Annotated in this window: 17 protein-coding genes; 2 read left to right on the top strand and 15 right to left on the bottom strand. The window is 53.7% G+C overall.

All coding sequences use genetic code 11. The annotated features are described in order from the left end of the window. Positions 1-31 precede the first annotated feature (31 nt). Positions 32-445: an alternative ribosome rescue aminoacyl-tRNA hydrolase ArfB gene (gene arfB / locus EHSB41UT_RS12460; protein WP_087110286.1), complete on the top strand. Its 414-nt coding sequence runs from the start codon at positions 32-34 to the stop codon at positions 443-445. A 238-nt stretch (positions 446-683) separates the two neighbouring features. Here the strand turns inward: arfB and radD are convergent, their stop codons facing one another. Beyond that, positions 684-2,471 carry a DNA repair helicase RadD gene (radD, locus tag EHSB41UT_RS12455; RefSeq protein WP_087110285.1) on the bottom strand — a complete coding sequence of 596 codons (1,788 nt, stop codon included), beginning with the start codon at positions 2,469-2,471 and terminating at the stop codon, positions 684-686. 199 nt (positions 2,472-2,670) lie between these two features. Here radD and EHSB41UT_RS12450 point away from each other — a divergent pair, with 199 nt between their 5' ends. Continuing rightward, the gene (locus EHSB41UT_RS12450) at positions 2,671-3,708 is read left to right on the top strand and encodes a hypothetical protein (RefSeq protein WP_133060496.1); all 1,038 of its coding nucleotides are present in this window, start codon (positions 2,671-2,673) and stop codon (positions 3,706-3,708) included. A 10-nt stretch (positions 3,709-3,718) separates the two neighbouring features. On the opposite strand, the gene EHSB41UT_RS12445 is transcribed toward EHSB41UT_RS12450, so the two are convergent. From EHSB41UT_RS12445 to EHSB41UT_RS12380, 14 genes are all read right to left on the bottom strand, one after another. After that, the gene (locus tag EHSB41UT_RS12445; RefSeq protein ID WP_087110281.1) at positions 3,719-5,794 is read right to left on the bottom strand and encodes a transglutaminase TgpA family protein; all 2,076 of its coding nucleotides are present in this window, start codon (positions 5,792-5,794) and stop codon (positions 3,719-3,721) included. A gap of 3 nt (positions 5,795-5,797) precedes the next feature. Next, positions 5,798-6,805 carry a DUF58 domain-containing protein gene (locus EHSB41UT_RS12440; protein ID WP_087110279.1) on the bottom strand — a complete coding sequence of 336 codons (1,008 nt, stop codon included), beginning with the start codon at positions 6,803-6,805 and terminating at the stop codon, positions 5,798-5,800. Beyond that, a complete protein-coding gene (locus EHSB41UT_RS12435; protein ID WP_087110277.1) occupies positions 6,802-7,704 on the bottom strand; it encodes an AAA family ATPase in 903 nt (300 codons plus the stop codon). The genes EHSB41UT_RS12440 and EHSB41UT_RS12435 overlap by 4 nt, the downstream gene beginning before the upstream one ends. A 197-nt stretch (positions 7,705-7,901) precedes the next feature. Next, a complete protein-coding gene (locus EHSB41UT_RS12430) occupies positions 7,902-9,182 on the bottom strand; it encodes a TadE/TadG family type IV pilus assembly protein (protein ID WP_087110275.1) in 1,281 nt (426 codons plus the stop codon). A 2-nt stretch (positions 9,183-9,184) separates the two neighbouring features. After that, complete coding sequence (gene tadF / locus EHSB41UT_RS12425; protein WP_165767248.1) at positions 9,185-9,724, bottom strand: tight adherence pilus pseudopilin TadF; 540 nt, start codon at positions 9,722-9,724, stop codon at positions 9,185-9,187. Further along, positions 9,714-10,217: a TadE family protein gene (locus EHSB41UT_RS12420; protein WP_087110271.1), complete on the bottom strand. Its 504-nt coding sequence runs from the start codon at positions 10,215-10,217 to the stop codon at positions 9,714-9,716. The genes tadF and EHSB41UT_RS12420 overlap by 11 nt, the downstream gene beginning before the upstream one ends. Then, positions 10,217-11,020 (bottom strand): tetratricopeptide repeat protein, encoded by an 804-nt coding sequence (locus EHSB41UT_RS12415; RefSeq protein WP_087110269.1) that lies wholly within the window; start codon positions 11,018-11,020, stop codon positions 10,217-10,219. Before EHSB41UT_RS12415 ends, EHSB41UT_RS12420 begins: the two co-directional genes overlap by 1 nt. Beyond that, positions 11,007-11,882: a type II secretion system F family protein gene (locus EHSB41UT_RS12410; RefSeq protein WP_207626631.1), complete on the bottom strand. Its 876-nt coding sequence runs from the start codon at positions 11,880-11,882 to the stop codon at positions 11,007-11,009. Before EHSB41UT_RS12410 ends, EHSB41UT_RS12415 begins: the two co-directional genes overlap by 14 nt. Then, positions 11,882-12,805 carry a type II secretion system F family protein gene (locus EHSB41UT_RS12405; RefSeq protein ID WP_087110267.1) on the bottom strand — a complete coding sequence of 308 codons (924 nt, stop codon included), beginning with the start codon at positions 12,803-12,805 and terminating at the stop codon, positions 11,882-11,884. The genes EHSB41UT_RS12410 and EHSB41UT_RS12405 overlap by 1 nt, the downstream gene beginning before the upstream one ends. Next, the gene (locus tag EHSB41UT_RS12400) at positions 12,805-14,184 is read right to left on the bottom strand and encodes a TadA family conjugal transfer-associated ATPase (protein WP_087110265.1); all 1,380 of its coding nucleotides are present in this window, start codon (positions 14,182-14,184) and stop codon (positions 12,805-12,807) included. Before EHSB41UT_RS12400 ends, EHSB41UT_RS12405 begins: the two co-directional genes overlap by 1 nt. After that, entirely contained in the window at positions 14,184-15,428 is a 1,245-nt protein-coding gene (locus EHSB41UT_RS12395) for a CpaE/TadZ family protein (protein ID WP_087110263.1), read from the bottom strand. Before EHSB41UT_RS12395 ends, EHSB41UT_RS12400 begins: the two co-directional genes overlap by 1 nt. Before the next feature lie 2 nt (positions 15,429-15,430). Beyond that, a complete protein-coding gene (locus EHSB41UT_RS12390; protein ID WP_087110261.1) occupies positions 15,431-15,667 on the bottom strand; it encodes a hypothetical protein in 237 nt (78 codons plus the stop codon). Beyond that, complete coding sequence (locus tag EHSB41UT_RS12385) at positions 15,664-17,034, bottom strand: type II and III secretion system protein family protein (RefSeq protein ID WP_207626630.1); 1,371 nt, start codon at positions 17,032-17,034, stop codon at positions 15,664-15,666. The genes EHSB41UT_RS12390 and EHSB41UT_RS12385 overlap by 4 nt, the downstream gene beginning before the upstream one ends. Continuing rightward, a complete protein-coding gene (locus EHSB41UT_RS12380) occupies positions 17,034-17,852 on the bottom strand; it encodes an RcpC/CpaB family pilus assembly protein (RefSeq protein ID WP_087110259.1) in 819 nt (272 codons plus the stop codon). Before EHSB41UT_RS12380 ends, EHSB41UT_RS12385 begins: the two co-directional genes overlap by 1 nt. Positions 17,853-17,914: the final 62 nt, after the last annotated feature.

Genomic DNA, 17,914 nt, shown 5'->3' with positions numbered 1-17,914 from the left:
CTATGAGAAGAACCATACAAGGAGTAACCCAATGCTGGCAATATCAAGCCATGTCAGCCTGTCTGCCGAAGAGATTGAACTGAGTGCCATTCGGGCCCAGGGGGCCGGCGGCCAGAACGTTAACAAAGTATCCAGTGCCATCCATCTGCGTTTTGATATCAATGCTTCATCCCTGCCGGACTTTTACAAGTCCCGACTGCTGAAACTGCGGGACAGCCGCATCAGCAAGGATGGGGTCATTATTATCAAAGCCCAGCGCTATCGCACCCAGGAGAAAAACCGTGAAGATGCGCTGGAAAGATTGTGTGAGCTAATACGCTCGGTACAAGCAACCCAAAAAAAGCGGATTGCCACCAAGCCAACACTGGCATCAAAGAAGAGACGATTGGATAGTAAAACCCGAAGAAGTTCGGTCAAAGCCATGCGAGGACGTGTTCATGACTAAGTTGAGAGATTTATGCGGAAGAAATAAGAGGCGGCCAGACCCTGTCCCACCAAGGTCTGGCCATAATCGGCAAGGATTGAGTCGTGACAGCCGATGGCAGCAAGATTACGCCCAGCTGCGAGGCTTCTCTATCAGGAGTGCTCACGCACCATCAGCTCCCCTCCGCAACATCCCGGCTGAAACCCTGAGCAATTAATCCCCGCAACAAAGACTAACCGAACAATCCTATTTTCAATCTTCACCCAGCCTCAACAGCCTTGCGATAAGCCCCGTTATAATCGAAGATCTTCTCACGAATTTTCCATCCTCGCGGCTCCCGCAGAGCAATGACGAAATCCGGCTTACGAAACTTTTTACTTTGCCCTATAACATCTTCCACAGAACGCGCCCGAAATGCCTCCCCCCGATTAATCTGGTGCAGCTTTCCGAAGCGATGATAGAAAACACCCTGTTGAGCCGGCGTTTCCAGGCGGAAAAACTCGGTAATACTTAAACCGTCTTCATCAAAGTAACTGACCTTGATGCGCTCCTCACCACTGCGGTTCTTGTCGGCTTCCATGGTCATCCAGGAACATCGCAGTACTGTGGTATTTCTCAGATTCAACGCCGCCCGCAGCTTATCATCAGGGTCAGCCAGCACCTTGCCGCACTCATGGCACTTGCGGGCGGCAATATCATTTTCAGCATTACACTCTCCGCACTCCTTAAACCGGAACCGGAAACTACAGCGCTCCCGCTCTCCTTCCAGATTCTCCATAAAGCCCTGACAACGACGTCCATAGTGCTCGACCAGATCGCCGTCACTATCCACCAGTCCCCAAAAGTCGTTCTGACAGCCACACATAGGGCAATCTATCTGTACCGGTACAGCACGAGAATCCGGGCGAGGATCACCAATTTCAGGGGCAAAGATGCTGAAGTTATTGCCGGCAAAATCCATCACCAGACAATCCTCTTTGCCTTCTGACAACCGCAATCCACGCCCGACAATCTGTTGATAGAGACTGACAGATTCAGTGGGACGCAGAATAGCAATCACATCCACATGGGGTGCATCAAAGCCAGTGGTTAATACGGACACATTGACGAGATATTTAAGTTCCCGCTCTTTAAAGCGCTGAATCAGCTGATCCCGCTCAGGTCCCGGAGTATCACCAATCACCAGGGCACTCTCGGACTCAGGTAGATATCCCAATACTTCTTTGGCATGTTCAACCGTTGCGGCAAAGATCATCACCCCCTGACGTTCATCAGACAGCTTGATCACCTGTTGGATAATCGCCTTGGTCGCACGACCTTCCCCTTTAAGCAACTGATTCATATCCCCTTCCCGGAATCCGCCCAGGTTTGTGCGAGGTAACAGCGAGAAGTCATACCAGGCAACGGGGGCATCAATCATTTGGGGTGGGGTGAGATAACCATTATCTACCATCCACGGCAGTGGAAGTTCATAGACACAGTTTTTAAAAAAGCGTTCCTGCTCGGTACGAAGCTTGCCCTTCTCACCTTCCGGGACATAGCTGTTGTAGAGCCATCCCAGCCCAAGCCGGTAAGGTGTCGCGGTAAGGCCCAGAACCTTGAGCTGGGGATTCTGACTTTTCAGCTGACTGATAACCTTGTGGTAGCTGCTGTCTTTCTCCAGAGAAACACGATGGCATTCGTCGATCACCAAAAGGGTGAATTTGGCAGCCTCGCCTTCGGTTTCAAATGACGACAGATTACGCACGACAGACTGTACACTACCAAACACCACCTGTTCGGAGGCTTCCTTGCGGCCGAGTCCGGCGCTGAATATCGAGGCCTTGAGACCATAGCTCTCATACTTGCCGTGGTTTTGCTCGACCAGCTCCTTCACATGGGCCAGCACCAGAACCCGGCCCCGGGCAATTCGACCAAGCTCACTGATCACCAGACTCTTACCGGCACCGGTTGGCAAAACAATCAGCGCCGGATCACTGGTTTTGCGAAAGTGGCGAACCACCGCCTGTACGGCATCACGCTGATAGGGGCGAAGCTGGAAACTCATGAATGGGTATCGGTTGTCATTGAATGATAAAGGGATTCTATCAGCCCGCAGCCTCAATGGAGAATCCTGTTATACCGCAGGTAAAGATGAAGATATTGAAATGGTCAGCACAACTATCAGCGTTGACAGGGCTTATAAAGAACCCTGCTCTCGCCTTCATTGCCTTAATGGGGATACTCACTGCTGAAAGAATAAAAGCATGGCTACACCCTATCCCCCCAGAGCAATCCATAATCAAAATGCACAAGGCTTACCGACTACGACAAGTCCTGCCTATCCTTCCCCTGCACCAATTGATCAGGGGTATGTGGCCAGTTACCCGCAGTTGGCCGGGATGCTGGGAGGACATACTGTCTCCACCTACCCTTCCCCCGTCCCTTCCGTTATTCCCGTCACGTCCAACAATCCGCTTCCGATCTGGACACTCAATGGCTCATCAGGCCCGCTGCCACGCGTCAGCAGTCTGCCAGCATCACTGCCCACAACCGGGCTGACCCTGCCCAGCCTTGAAGATCAGTATCAGCTCGATCCCCGTCGTACTTTGACCCCGATAAAGCCGTTCCCCAAGGATTACAAACCAGTGGAATTCCCCAAGGTAATGGCACAGGTAGAAGAAGTGATGATGACTGTGGAAGGCAGACAACGCATCATTCGAGAGACCAACCGCTATATGTCCGGCGGTCAAACTGAGAAAGAGATGGGTTCTGCGCATATCGCCATGGTCATTATTCACGAGTTCCGCAAGAAGGAAACCGCTAAACGCCAATGCCTGAGCGAGGACAGTACTCAAGGCTATATCAGGAAAATGCATACCCTTTTTGAGGAGCTGGGGCAACGGTTAACCAGCTGGCGGCCAATCCACGAGAGGGCAACTCTGACACTGTCTTTGAATCAGTGTCCGGAAGGAAGCCGGATTTCCCGTGGTTATGTCCAATATCAAAAGAACCCGCATCTCAACCAGTGTCTTGCAGTGATCCGTAATGACATTAACGCTGTGATGAAAAACCTGACGCTTGATCAAACCATGCATGCGCTGGATTATCTGTGCTCCTTCCATCTGGTCCATACTCCGGAGAGACAGTTACCGTTAGAAGAAGCGAAGCTGATCAAAACCCTCTACGATTTCATCGATAAATGTCTGGATGGATTACGGGACACCTACGAATACCATCCTCGTCTGATGTACAACAACCCCATACCAGCTACTGCGCAAAAACCTCAATCTGAGCAATCCTAAAAAAGAACCGCTAGATACAAGCAAGTCTTTTCAACTGCTGCAGAGTCGCCTCATGGCTCTGCGGTTCTTGGTTTGCGTAAGCCAGCCGAATATACAGCTCCGTGACCTCCTGCGCCTTTTGTCCCCATTCCGGGCGCTCCCTTTTTATCCGGAGGGCATAATCTTCCGGTCCTTCTCCGGGATGGCGAGGCAAACCTTTTCGCTTCATCCGTTGGCAAAACTGCTGATAGTAACGATCAGCCGGTGCCAGTTTTTGCTGCCAGGGTCGTGTCACCCAGATAAGTGATATCACCATAACCAACAAAACAGTGATAACTAACAACTGCAGTAACACCGTCAAAGTGTCCTTACCGGGAAACAGGTCTTTGAACAGATCTTTCTGGGCGTCCTCATCATAGGACAGCACCAGACGCTGCCATTGGTACTCCAGCTGTTCGTATTGCAGGCGCAGGGTATTAACCCAATCGATATGGCGATAGCGCACCGGAGAGAACAGGTTTCCTTCCAGAAATGAACCTTCTTCAGCAACGGCCTGTTCCAGCCCCTGCTCCACCCGTTCAGGCGCAACAGCTGCGGTCGGATCGACACGCTGCCAGCCGTAACCTGCCTGCCAGTATTCCACCCAGGCATGGGCATCAAACTGACGTACCTGTACGACACCACCTTCTTTCACTTCCCCGCCCTGATAGCCCGCTACGACACGGGACGGGATACCGGCCGCTCTGAGAATAAACGTCAGAGCTCCTGCATAGTGGGCGCAGAAGCCACGACGGGTATCAAACAGAAAGGCATCAATGGTATTGCCACTCAGGGTCGGTGGTCGCAGCGTGTAGTAATAATCCTGCTCACGGAAGTGCCTCAACACCACAGAAACCAGTGCCGGCGTATTGCTTCCATACTGGCTTGCTAACTCTTCGGCCCACTGGCGAGCCCGGGCATTACCTGTGGCGGGCAGTTGCAGACTGGCTGCCTTTAACCAGGTAGGTAATTCTGCATCCATACCCTGGAAACCGGAGGAGGGCATGGAATACTGCCGCAACAGATCGACATTATCCCGGGACAACAAGCGCCAATCCCGGGTCAGCCCCGTGCCCTGCACTGCGGTATTGACCGGCCCAAGCACCGGCAACCAGGGGCGACCACTGGGTTCGAGGATAATATCGTAGCGATAATCCACATTCGCAGAACTTTGTTCCGGCGCCCAGGCGGGCTTTTGCGGATACCAGCTAATCAGTTCCTCTTCAGCAACACCGACCTTTTGCCAATCCTTCTGATCGCCCTGCGACCAGCGTCGCCCATCAAACCAATACATGACCACTGCACGCCAGTAGCGTTGCTCGGGAGGAGGAACCTCACCGGTAAAGGTTGCCCGAAAGGCCAGCTCGCCCGATTGGCTTAACCGGGCAATATCACCGGGCGCCATCTCATCACTCAGCCCGGTACGGGCACTGTTATCAGGGTGAGGCACCGCCCAGAGTGGCGGAATACGTGGCACCAGTACAAACAGAATCACCATTAAAGGCAGTGCCTGTGCGCTTAACAACAACCCTGTACGCAAGGCGGGTCCGATATCCGTCTGTGTGCCCGGCTGATGCAGCCCCACCAGTACCGACACCAGAGCCACCAGGCACACCAGCAGATAACCGGTCATGGCAATGGATTGTGAGAACAGCAACCCGGTCACCACAACAAAGAAGCCCATAAAGCTCAGCACCAGAGCATCACGTCGGCTGCGCATCTCCAGCAGTTTGAGGGTATAGGCAGAAACCAGCGTAGTTGCACCCGCTTCAAGCCCCAGCAAGGTGCCGTAATGCAGCAGAACCAGAGCCAGAGCAACAACGACCAGCAGCGTACGAATCAGTTTTCCAGGGTGAGCCCCACGAGCACGTAACAGTATCAGCCGCCAACCAACGACAAGACTGACCAGCACCCATGTGCCAGCAGGCAGCAAGGGTGCCAACGGCAGACAGACCAGCACCAGAATAAAGACCAGACTGAAACTGGCAGCACGGGTTACCGGAGCAACGGCAGGTGCGGTTTTTCGTTTACGTCGGAGCCATTCTTTATTAAGCAAGCTGTTCAGCATCTGTTACTCCTGCGGCCCTGAAAAACGAGCCAGTGCATCCAGACACTGCTGGCAGTGACTGCCACCCTGTGACGGTGCAATCACTATTTCACCCAGCTTAAGTCCCCAGATGGCCTGAGTGGACGACAATGCTACACATTGGCTCGCCAGCCAGCTGAGCTGCTGCTCAATATCTCGACCGGGTGCCTGAGCCAGATCCAGCCACAGATCATCTCCTGCAAGCCCATGGAACTGTCGAACCACCAGCTCATCACTGCGTGCCCAGACTTTCCAGTCCACCTGCGCAGCGGAGTCGGTAGGCTGAAAGCTGCGAAAGCCATCAAAGTCATCCATCCCCCCGGCCACACTTTGATGCCCTTCCCCCTGACTGCTAGAGGCATTGAAAGGCTCAACTGGGATCAGGGACGGCCACACCAGTACACTTTGATCCAGAGCCACCCAGCTCCAGGTTCGGAACAGCCCCAGCGGCCAGGTGGTTTCCACCCGTAGACGACCGGGTCTCAATACTCCCCGGTTCTCAGTGGCACAGGTCAGTTCAACGTCTACGTTTTGCCCCTGAGGATCGACCCGAACCAGATTGCCGTTCGGTTGGCTGCCATCCGGCCAGCCGACCATAACCCCAAGGCCGCCGAAGCGTTTACCCGTTCCGCTCTGTTCACTTCCCACTGTCACCACTAGGCGGGCACGCTGACCGGCATGAACAGAATATCCATGCCGTGCCGTCAGAGTTAAACCGGCAAGGTTGCGCCAGGTCTGCCACAGCGCCACCTGAAACAGCGCGACCATAAAAAAGGCGACACCGTAACTAAGACTGTTGCGATAGTTAACGCCGGCCAGAAAAATCAGCAGGGCCACCAGCAAAAAACCATAACCGGCGGCCGTAGGCAGAATAAACAGGCTTTTCTGATTAAGGGTGATACTGCGAGCTAGGGGAATCCGGCGATCCAGCCAACGCTGCCAACGGTTTCTGAACGCTTGAGGTAGCAATATTTGAGATAAGAACGACTTCATGCCGAACCGGTCACATCGACTTCTGCCAGCAGACTGGCGACACTGCCGCCGGCACGGGATTGCAGACGGTGGCCGGCTACAGCAGGAAAGACTGCCTGTACATCTTCCGGCAAGACATAGTCACGACCGGCAAGAAATGCCCAGGCACGCGCTGCCCCCAATAACGCCAGCGCGGCACGGGGAGAAAGACCACAGACAAACCGATCGCCTTCACGGGTTGCTGCCACCAGCCGCTGCAGATAATCCAGCAATCGTTCGCTGGCCTGTACCTGATCCACCTGCTGCTGAAGGGTACGCAGCTGCTGGTCATCCATCAGGACCGGCAGACTAGAGAGCACGGTACGACCCGTCTGACCACTGAGCATGGCCCGTTCGGAAGCAGGATCAGGGTAACCCAGCTCGATACGCATCAGAAATCGATCCAGCTGCGACTCCGGCAATGGGAAGGTACCGGACTGGTTTACCGGATTACGGGTGGCAATCACAAAGAAGGGCTCAGGCAGACGACGGGATTCCCCTTCAACAGAGACCTGCCCTTCTTCCATGGCTTCCAGCAAGGCACTTTGGGTGCGGGGTGTAGCGCGGTTGATCTCATCCGCCAGCAACAGTTGAGTAAACACCGGACCCGGCTGGAAACGGAAAGTGGAGCTAGTGCGCTCGAATATGGAAACCCCGAGAATATCGGCTGGCAACAGATCACTGGTAAACTGCACCCGCCGCCAATCCAGTCCGGTGACTCTTGCCAGTGCATGGGCCAGCGTCGTTTTCCCCATACCCGGAACATCTTCAATCAGCAGATGGCCACGAGCCAGCAGGCAACACAGTGCCAGCCTTAGCTGCTGGGGTTTCCCACTTATTGCCTGAGATAATCCGGACAGAACCTGGTCAGTCAGCGTCATAAATTCTTGTTCGCCACATTGTCAGTTGTTGGATTTTTTCAGGATTATGCCTGAAAAAGCTATCGGCACGCGAAACTTAATCTACGCAGACTTCTGCTTTACGGTTTCATTTCTCGTTCCTACGGTCCCCCGTAGGAATGCATATATGGTTACCACGCAGAGCGTGGGAACCAGAGGTGATAGGTTCGACACAAGAATCAGGGCTTACGATAGAGGTGGGCTGAGTCGTCTTTAATAATCGATACCACCTTGCGGCGTAGATCATCAACATTCTCGGCGGTATAGACCTTGCCCTTATCCGCACATTGGGCCAGTGCATTGGTAGGCTTGAGCGCATAACTGAAGCTGACTACAGCAATAGAGGCTCGTACCGGCTTGCCATCATAGCTGTCCTGGTTTTCCAGAACTTCCCGGATGGTGTCACAGTATCCGGCTTCGACCATGGCACGGTGCAAGTTGGAGTTGGTGTCGGCGCCATCGGATAACACAATAATTGTGCGAATCGGGTTTTTACCCTTCATCGCCTCCTGTGCGGCTCGAATAATACCTTCGTAAGACGCCGTCTCCCCATCGGGCTTCATCTTCGCCAACTGGTTTTTGATCACCTGGGCACTGGTCGTCGAAGGAACTGTAAAAAACGGAAAAAACAGTGGGTCAGACATTAACCGGGCTGGATAGGTACGATGACATGGCTTGGCCTGAAACATAATCGCCAGGGCATCATCCAGCTGATCCCAATGGCGCTGGTATTCTTCCTCCGGCGATAGACCAAAAGGTATCTGTATCAGAGAACAGATTTCCTTGCCCGGTTCAGGGCGCGTCTCCATGGTATAAGTGGAATAAGGAATGACTGCGATGGTATTTTTTCCATCACCCGCAACTCTGTCTTCTGTCTCATCTTCCAGCTGTTGCGCCATATCATTAAGAAGATTACGCAACATGGTGATTTTTCTCTGTTTCGCCCAATACAGATCCATGGACGAAGAGAAGTCAGCCACAAAATAGACATCTTTGGCTCCGCTATCGACATATCGGCGTGCTCGCGCCGAGTGTGCCACACTCCCGCTAATGGAATAGCCAGCGACCCGGGACTGAAACCATTGCGGCGGTTGACCAGAAACTACGAGTCGTAACTCTTCAAAACCATTATCACTGCGGGCATCACAATCAGGGTTCTCAAAACACGACAACAAGTCTATATCTACCCGATCCAGCCATGCGTTTGCCCCTCGCCCTGTCACGGCCTCTTCCATCCAGCTTCGGGCCATGGCTCGCCGTTCCTTAGTATCATCATTTTTCAAAGTGCTTACAGCCAGCACTGCCGCATCACTGGCATCCCCCAAAGCTGAACGGGCTCTAAGCAGTTGTGCCGACTCCATCACAAACAGCATCACTCCTGCCAGCACCGGCAGCATCAACATGGTAATAACTGCTGCGCCTCCACACTGTTTCTTCCGGCTGATGAGCTGGTACAACATGATCAGCGCCCCGGCATCAGGGTACTGGCGATAAGTACACCACCATTACCCAGTAAGGCCTGATAATAACTATCAGCGGGATAACAGACCGTGACCTGATAAATAATCAGACTCTGGTCAGCAGGAAACAGGCGACTATTACCTTTTAGCGTCCGTGCCGGACGACACGGGCTACCTTGATGAAATGCAACAGAGCTCCACTGACCTGAAGGATATTGACGCTCAACCTGCTCGACATAAAGCCCCAGCTGTCCGGGCGCAAAGTCCCCATAGGTACGGGTTAAGGACTGTCTGGTAATCTGGTACAGCTTCTGTACATCATCGTTGGTTAAGACTTCCCGATCGGCGAACAACAACTCACGCTCACGTATCAGCGTTGCGCCGCTATGGGCCATCCGCTGTAAGCGGGCATAAACAGCCTGCCAGCTGATGATATCGGAGGTAAAACCGATCAGTAGTACCAGCACACCCAGCACCAGCGCACATTCGATAACAAACGTGCCCCGCTGACGTTGTCGGCCTGTCAGCTTATTAACTGCCACGTTCATACTCCTGTACGGCAATGACCTCACGACGCAGCACCGGTGTTTCGATACGCCCCAACCGGAAGATATGAAACAGTGGCCGGTAACGATACTCGACCTGATAGACAGCAATCAGACTGCCCTTCTGCTCCTGGGTGTAACAGAGAGTCCCGGTGTTCTCCCGACAGTGGCTCTCATACAGCATATCCATATCAGCCTGATACCAGGACTCAAGAACCAGCCTTTCCGTATCGATGAAGTGACGCCAGAACGACTGATCATTATTGATAATCCGGTGGAAAGCCTGATGGTAATGGTCATGGGGATAGGCACGCAGATGACGTGCGCTTTCGGTGATGGTGTAATCGAGAATGGCACTGACATAACCAACAAAACACATCTCACACCAGAGAAAGATCGCCAACATCAGCACCGGCAACCCCAAAGCTGTTTCCAGTGCCACCATACCTTCCTGACGTAAAGGTTGGCGTAACGGCTGCCGCGCAGGCATCAGTGTACTCCGGCGGCTGGCTTTGCTTCCGACAGTGCCATAAACAGCGCAGCGGTTTCCTGTTCGGTCTTGCCCTGACCACACAGGGTCCGAAACTCCTGGTACAGTCCGGCCCGCACAACGGCCAGAGTCAGATTGGCCTTGATGCGATCATCAGCCTGACCACTGGTGTACAAAGGCATCAACCGCTGGATAGCAGCCTTGTAGTTTTCCTCGAGAATATCGAGCATGGCCAGATTATTCTTTACGGTCAGATCATCCAGCATGGCATGACGGGCCTGGATAAAGGCCTGGCGGGCTTCCGAATAGTTGCCGGTTTCCGCATAAATTAAACCACTTTGGTTCAGAATATGGGGATGACCGGGACGCAGTGCCAGCGCCTGCTTGATAGACTCCATGGCCGGTGTCGGTTGTCCCAGCGCCAGCTGGGCCCGAGATTTCAACAACCAGCCTTCGGCATCCGGACGGCCTTCACCATTTTCAACCGTACGTAGAAAAAGAGGCTCTATGGTAAATAAGGTGGATTCCGGATCCCCGGTATCGAGATAGACCTGCCCCAGCTCAAGCCGGGCACGATCCCGCTCGGCAGGCTCGCCTTTCTGCATGCGGGTTTTATAGAGTTCGATCAGACCGGCATGATTATCTGCCGCTTTCAGAAGCGCTTCATTGGCTCCTTGATACTTGGCCTGTTCGGAAGGTTTCTGGGTGGGTCCCAGCGCGGAACAACCATTCAATAGCGCCGCTACCAAAACCAGAACAGTCAGAATGAGTGAACGGTTAATCAATCCCTTAGAGTGCAGCATTGCTCATCATCCTCATAATACCGGGGGCGGTCATCAGGATGACCAGCGGGAACATAATGAACAGAATCAGCGGTACCGAGAGCTTGGCGGACAGCTTGGCCACCTTCTCTTCCAGCGTAAGCATATTCACTTCCCGTAAATTGCCGGCCTGGGTTGTCAGGGTTACAAACAGTGAGCTGCCGTAACGCAGGCTTTGCTGCAGAGTATGAATAAAGCTCTGCATCTCCCGGGACGGCAGCTGTTCACTCAGATCATTCAAGGCCTGTTGAGTTCCTGACATCCTTGCCCGGGAAGCGGTGATTTCCATCAGATAGGCGAGATCCCGGTCAAAGCCTTTCAGCTCATGGGAGAGATATTCAATAGCGGCTTCAATGGTCATGCCGGTCTGGACGCAAACCGCCATCAACTCCAGCAAATAAGGCAAATTGCCAGATACCCGTACCGTGCGCTTCTTCTTGCGCCGCTCCAGCCACATATCCGGTAACAGAATCCAGCCAATCGCCACCAGCAGGATCATAACCAGACGGTCAGAAAGCTCAGATGATAAAGCCAGATAAACCACTGCCCCGCTCAGTACCGCCAGCAGGAGTTTGCCCGGAAAATAGACGCGGGCCAGATGGCTCACAACAGCCCGGTTATAAAAGCCGGCGGCAATAATCTTCTTTTCTATATCATCCCTTGGCTGGGTCAGGCGGGAAGCCAACCATGTCAGCAGGCTATTAGAACCCTCTCCTCTTACCCGTCGTGACCAGGTCAAACCCAGCCACACCTTGCGGCTCTGCTGCTTCAGATAACTGTTTATGCCGGCCACCAGCACCATGGCAATAACCAGTGCGACCACGGAGATCATCACCTTATCCATCAGCTATCCACCCCGCGCATCAGCTTCCAGATAATCGCTGCACCCAACAGTTCACTGCCCAGCACGTAATAAAGAATGGGTTTACCTTCTGGATTGAACATCACATAGTCAAAATCCAACGGCATAATCACTTTCATGATCACCAGAAAAATCAGCGGGATAGCACCAACAATTTTGGCCGACAGGCGCGCCTCAGCCGTCATCGCCATTTTCTTTTTATCCAGTGACCGGCTGTTAAACATCACCCGACTCAGACTTTTCAGTACGTCATTGAGCTGGCCACCCCGGCTGATATTGGCCCTTACAGCAAGGGCAAAAAACAGAAACTGCGGATAAGGAAAGCGCTGACAGGCCCGCATCAGCACCTCGTCGGCCGGTTGACCTACCGCCATCTCCTGTCCCATCCGGCGAAAAGCATGACCGACAATGCCCTCCAAGGTTTGTCCGGCATAACTAATGGCATTATTCAGAGTTTCGCCAGTGCTGACGGCTCCGGCTATCAGGTTCAGAGCATCGGCAAACCCGGCCTCAAACTGTCGTTTTTTCCAGACCCTGGCAAAAATAAGCGTACCGATCAACGCTGCGGAGCAGACCAGTAAAGATAACAGCCACAATGGCAGCACCGACCACTGTTGATGCAGCAAATAACAACCGGCCAGCAGGCTTATACCTGCAAGGGTGACCTTGAATACCAGCCGTTCCCCAAGAAAAGTACCCAGCGTTTCCCGATAGCTTTGCAGTTGTACCGAGAAGCCTCCTGCTCCCAATGTTCGGAGATCGAGGGCCGACTTCTGCTCGCTGGCCGCCATATTCTCATTATCATTCTGGAGAAATGACGGCAGCTTCCGGACAGGCCAGCAGGCAATCACCGCCAGCACAATCCCCACACCAAGGGCACAGAACATAACCAGAGGACTGCCCATCACCCTGCCCCCGTACCTGAGGTTCTAGCCTGATCATCAAAGATGGCGGCCAGCACCGATTCCATACCAAAAAACAGGGATTTTCTGGTCAGGACCGAGCGATTCAGAAGTCCGTGGCAGTTGAAGCGCCCCTGTAGCTCTTGCTGACCGCTCTGCTGCGGCAGCAACTCAAAGGAAAAAATCTCTTCGAGAACAATACTGTCCCCTTCAATCCCCATCACCTCACAGACGCTCATCACTTTACGACTGCCGTTGTGCAGACGGGAAACCTGCACAATCAGATCAACGGCACTGGCAATATTGCGACGAATGGCGGACACCGGGAGGCTGGGCACCGCCATCATCACCATACTTTCCATCCGTGCCAGCGCATCCCTAGGGGTATTGGCGTGGAGGGTGGACATGGAACCATCGTGACCGGTATTCATCGCCTGCAGCATTTCAAAGGCTTCCGCCCCCCGGCACTCACCGATAATGATCCGGTCCGGACGCATCCGCAGGGCATTAATCACCAGATCCCGAGCGGTAATCGCACCCGTATTCTCAGTACCCGCCGGCCGGGTTTCCATACGAACGACATGGGGCTGCTGCAGCTGTAGCTCGGCAGCATCTTCAATAGTGATAATGCGCTCGGTTTCGGCAATCTGGCTGGACAAGGCATTCAGCAGTGTGGTCTTTCCCGAACCGGTACCACCGGAAATAATAATATTGAGACGACAACGAGCTGATATCGCCAGCACTCTGGCCATAGCCTGGGACAGACTCTCATAGCCGACCAGGTCCTTGAAGCCCACAGCCCGGACGCTGAACTTACGAATAGAAATAATCGCCCCATCAAGAGCCACGGGAGGAATAGCAATATTGACCCGGCTGCCATCCGGCAAACGGGCATCACACATGGGCGTAGACTCATCAACACGACGACCGGCATCAACGGCAATCCGGCGGGCAATGGTCTGGAGCTGACGATCATCAATAAAGGTGACCATCGTCTTCTCAAGACGCCCGCCCCGCTCGACATAAACGCAATCAGGGCCATTCACCATAATGTCGGCGATATCAGGATCATCAAGCAGCGGCTGTAGAGGGCCCAGGCCGGTTATCTCATCAACCAGCCGACGGGTGAAATCAGCGCGAAGGTGGGCGGGTAAACGACTGCTTTCCTGTTCTGCCAGCGTATCGATAGCTGAGCGTATCTGTCGGGTGAGCACCTCCGGCGGAAGATTCACCACCGTTTCCGCATCCAAGGCTTCCATAATCTGGCTGCGAATCTTAAGAAACAGGCTCTGGAAAACCGCGTTATCCGCTGCTGAAGCTGCTGCCCCACCAGCGCCCTGAGATGGCGTACTCGTAGATTGAGTGGAACTCTGCCGGTTCATCAGCCCAGCCTCCTGCTCCAGGATTCAGGAAGCCAGTGCAATAGCCGGTTGAACAGGGATTCATCACGCTGCGTCTTACCCAGCAATGTGCGAGCCAGATCATTCAAGGGTGCAGCCAGTTTTGGACAACCAGACTCCGGCAAAGTCCCGGTGATCAACCAATCTTCACAACGATCAATCCACGGCAGTTCCGCCTGCAGCGTGCGTTTGAAATACTGCTCGGCCAGCTGGCGGGTGATCTGGCGGCCCGGCTGATTATGATTAAGAACCAGAATACAGCGCGGGTTTCGTTCTCCATCGGCGTATTCGTTCTGCAATTGCTCCAGAAACAGGCGCCCCTGGGCAAGTCCTGATAGTGTCGCAGGAATTATCAGCAAAACAATATTAAGACTGCTCAGCCACTCCGGGTTATGGCTGAGCAGCAGAGAGCCGCCATCTTCCACCACAAAACTGTTATCCCAGGCCAGCAGATCAACGGCTTGTCGGTTGAGCTCCGAAGCCCCGCTGCCGAGGTAGTTCAAATGTTGTGATATACGAATCTGCAGGCTGCTGGCGGTGACAAAGTCCAGTATTGGCTCACCGCTCAAGGATGTGCGGGTTTCACGACTGCGGGCTTCCAGCTCCGACTGGCCGAGCATGACATGCAGATTACTGCCGTTTTCCGCATGATCCACCAGCAGACCCGGCTGACCGGTCTCAACCGCCAGCGCCCTGGCCAGCTGTGCCGCCAGAAAGCTGCAGCCTGCACCACCCTTGGCTCCGACAATGCCAATACGCAACGCGCTGTGGGTAGAACGAGTTGCAGTGGGAGCGAGACACTCACGAACCAGCTCTATCAGGTCATCTCGCGTCGCCGGCCAGTAGAGATAGCGAATACCTCTGCGCCGCCACTGTCGTTCAATGCTGATACGGTTATCTTCACCGAGTAGGATAATGGCACATTGATTAGGCAATAGACGACGTAACAGCTTTAGCTGCTCACTCAGATTATCTGACGTGAGGTCCGTAGATGTCATATTGCCAGCCTCGACAATAACCAGCTGAGCCTGACTGCCGGCCAGCTGATCAAAGCAGGCCATTAACTCACCACTCAGTGTTTCCGGGTCAGCAAGCCCTTCACTGGCCAGAGCTTCCCGCACCGTCTGCAGGCACTGTTCACTCTGATAGATCAACTGTATGGATCCTCGATCCAGCAGTTTACTGTCAGTCGAGCCGTCGCTTTTCAGATCATCAAAATCCAGCATGGTTACTCTCCCGACCCAGACGGATTGACCAACATCTGCTGTCGAGCCCGGTCCAGATAACAGCTACGTATCTGTTCGGCACCACCATTGACCCGAGCGGCCGGCTCATACAGCGGGCACTCGATCAGGTTTTCCGGCGTCTCACGCAGATTGACGAATCGACCATCACAACCTGCCAGCAGTACCAGAGCGCACAAGAGGATTCGCTTTAAATAATTAAGAGGGTGAGAGCGCATCATTGCTTGAACCCTCCAGTGGCCAGAATGCTATGGGCCTGAGCGGAGACGGCAGGTTGCTCCTTGCGACTATCCAGATTGAAATAACGCAGCAGGCTATCAACACGGTTCATCTGTGGCAGTTGGATACTGCCCGCCTTTACCGGCTTCACCAGGTTGACGGTAGCAACAATGATCAGCTCCGTTTTCTGCCGCTGGTTATCGGTATGACGGAAAGCCGCGCCAAGAATGGGAATATCACCGGCAAACGGAACCTTAGAGAGCGCATCCCGATCCTCGGCACTTATCAGACCACCCAGCACAAAGCTTTCCCCATCGGCCAGCTGAATGGTGGTTCGGGTACGGCGGGTTTTAAACGCGGGCAGGTCGAGCTTGTTGTTGCTCTTGCTCACATCCACCGAGCTGACTTCTGGCTCTACCGAGAGGTTGATGGTGGAATCCTTATGCACCTTGGCAGCCAGCGTCAGCCGAACCCCAAACTCCTTGTAGTGAATATTCTGGGAACCTTCGACGTAGGTGATGATAGGCATCTCACCACCGGCCAGAAATGAGGCGGTTTCACCAGACAGAACCGAAAGGTTGGGCTCCGCCAGAATCTGCCCCATGGCATCATCATCCGCCGCAGAAATAAACCGACCAATCGATGAAGAGTTCAGATGCCCGAGCCGGTTAAAGAACTGACCATTACCAATAAACTTGGCGCCATCGCCCTCACCCAGCAATGAGCCGAACTTCACGCCCAGCTGACGGATAAAAGAGTGGGAGACTTCGGCAATAGTGAGTTTAACGTTGAGCTGTTTAACCGCATCCACCTGCAGGTTATTCACCAGCCCCTCGTAGGTGTAACGGGTCATAAAGCTGATCTGGTTATCGTCCCCGCCTTCCTTCCAGGCAAATTTATCTTCCTTATATTTTTTGCCGAGCAGCTGGCCGGTTAGCTTATAAACGTCCTGACTGACATCATCGGATGCAACCGTTCCACTCAGAACCACCTGATCACCGACCGTGGTCAAAGCAATATCCGCATCCGGGAAGCGCAGTTTCAACTGGGCCTTAACAGAGGAGAGATTATTGGTTACTACCAGCGTGCGCTGATCCAGTTGATTGCCCTTGGCATCGGTGACCAGCAGTGAAGTGCTGCCTGGCTGCTTGCCATAAACAACCAGCCGATTGTTATTGATGACCCGATAATCGGCAATCTGCGGGTCAGCCACAAACACGGTATCAATCAGACCGCTGTAGTGCAGCATCTCGGCCTTATGGACATCCAGATAGAGATTGTTATCCGCTGCCTTTGCGGCCATAGCCACAAGCGCGCACAACAGCATCATCAGGCTTTTCACTAGCGCAACGATTCGATAAGGGGTCATTAGTTATCCCCCCGTGCCTGATGGCTGCTTCCTGAACTGCGCTCACCTCTTAGCTCAGTCACCCCGGCATGTTGGGGAAAGACTTCCTTAAGCACCATGGCCTCGGTTGCGACCGGGCTGCTGGGTGTCACTTCCAGCACACCGGCATGACGGGCCAGCATCAGCTTTTTCATCTCTTCCGGCGCCAGAGACAGCAATAACGTCGCAGGGGTACTGGTATCCAGTGAATAATCTGGAATCTTCATTTCCAGCAGCTGCACACCGGAAACAACAGTTGTTGCTGACAAGCGCGGTGAAGCACCTGTATGGGGGGACTTGGCCAGATGCTTGTCAGCCATTCCAATCAGGGTGATATCGACACGGTCGCCGGGTCGGATGTTCTGTTCCGTCACCCGCTGACGATCAATAGTCAGCAGATAAGCAATACGATGACGAATCTCCGCAGCGGCGGCATAACCCGGCTCGTTCGGGGTTAACAGGTGACTGCGGGTCAGTGGTGTTCCGGCGGGCAACTGTTCCGCCCAGATGGCGTCGGCGGGCAAGGCCGTAAGCTGAGAAGCAGTGAGCGGGTGTGATAGGGATTGACCCGATTCAGAGGATGATGCGGATCCGGGAATCTTACGCTGGATGATATCTTCGGGATGAAAGGCTTGCCCCCGGTTAAGCTCCCGGGCACTGACCAGAAGGATCACTGCGTCTGAACCGTTATCAGCTCCGGCTTCACTCTGGCAGGTTTGCGGCTCACCATCACTTAACAAACCCATCAGCGCGATTGCTGAAATAATAAAAGCTGGAACCAGAAGCCATCCCCGTCGCATAACCTTACCCTGTTCTGATCAATCCAATAATCTATGCCTGTGTTCTGAGGCAACGCACGAGC

The sequence above is a fragment of the Parendozoicomonas haliclonae genome (assembly GCF_900174585.1).
In the GTDB taxonomy this organism is placed as follows: Bacteria; Pseudomonadota; Gammaproteobacteria; order Pseudomonadales; family Endozoicomonadaceae; genus Sansalvadorimonas; species Sansalvadorimonas haliclonae.
The sequence above is the reverse complement of the archived record's forward strand: the minus strand, read 5'-3'. Positions and strand labels throughout refer to the sequence as shown.

Excerpts from the sequence above, each read along its gene's own strand:
- arfB (WP_087110286.1), top strand. The coding sequence starts at position 32 with ATGCTGGCAATATCAAGCCATGTCAGCCTGTCTGCCGAAGAGATTGAA.
- radD (WP_087110285.1), bottom strand. The coding sequence starts at position 2,471 with ATGAGTTTCCAGCTTCGCCCCTATCAGCGTGATGCCGTACAGGCGGTG.
- EHSB41UT_RS12450 (WP_133060496.1), top strand. The coding sequence starts at position 2,671 with ATGGCTACACCCTATCCCCCCAGAGCAATCCATAATCAAAATGCACAA.
- EHSB41UT_RS12445 (WP_087110281.1), bottom strand. The coding sequence starts at position 5,794 with ATGCTGAACAGCTTGCTTAATAAAGAATGGCTCCGACGTAAACGAAAA.
- EHSB41UT_RS12440 (WP_087110279.1), bottom strand. The coding sequence starts at position 6,805 with ATGAAGTCGTTCTTATCTCAAATATTGCTACCTCAAGCGTTCAGAAAC.
- EHSB41UT_RS12435 (WP_087110277.1), bottom strand. The coding sequence starts at position 7,704 with ATGACGCTGACTGACCAGGTTCTGTCCGGATTATCTCAGGCAATAAGT.
- EHSB41UT_RS12430 (WP_087110275.1), bottom strand. The coding sequence starts at position 9,182 with ATGTTGTACCAGCTCATCAGCCGGAAGAAACAGTGTGGAGGCGCAGCA.
- EHSB41UT_RS12420 (WP_087110271.1), bottom strand. The coding sequence starts at position 10,217 with ATGCCTGCGCGGCAGCCGTTACGCCAACCTTTACGTCAGGAAGGTATG.
- EHSB41UT_RS12415 (WP_087110269.1), bottom strand. The coding sequence starts at position 11,020 with ATGCTGCACTCTAAGGGATTGATTAACCGTTCACTCATTCTGACTGTT.
- EHSB41UT_RS12410 (WP_207626631.1), bottom strand. The coding sequence starts at position 11,882 with ATGGATAAGGTGATGATCTCCGTGGTCGCACTGGTTATTGCCATGGTG.
- EHSB41UT_RS12405 (WP_087110267.1), bottom strand. The coding sequence starts at position 12,805 with ATGGGCAGTCCTCTGGTTATGTTCTGTGCCCTTGGTGTGGGGATTGTG.
- EHSB41UT_RS12400 (WP_087110265.1), bottom strand. The coding sequence starts at position 14,184 with ATGAACCGGCAGAGTTCCACTCAATCTACGAGTACGCCATCTCAGGGC.
- EHSB41UT_RS12395 (WP_087110263.1), bottom strand. The coding sequence starts at position 15,428 with ATGCTGGATTTTGATGATCTGAAAAGCGACGGCTCGACTGACAGTAAA.
- EHSB41UT_RS12390 (WP_087110261.1), bottom strand. The coding sequence starts at position 15,667 with ATGATGCGCTCTCACCCTCTTAATTATTTAAAGCGAATCCTCTTGTGC.
- EHSB41UT_RS12385 (WP_207626630.1), bottom strand. The coding sequence starts at position 17,034 with ATGACCCCTTATCGAATCGTTGCGCTAGTGAAAAGCCTGATGATGCTG.
- EHSB41UT_RS12380 (WP_087110259.1), bottom strand. The coding sequence starts at position 17,852 with ATGCGACGGGGATGGCTTCTGGTTCCAGCTTTTATTATTTCAGCAATC.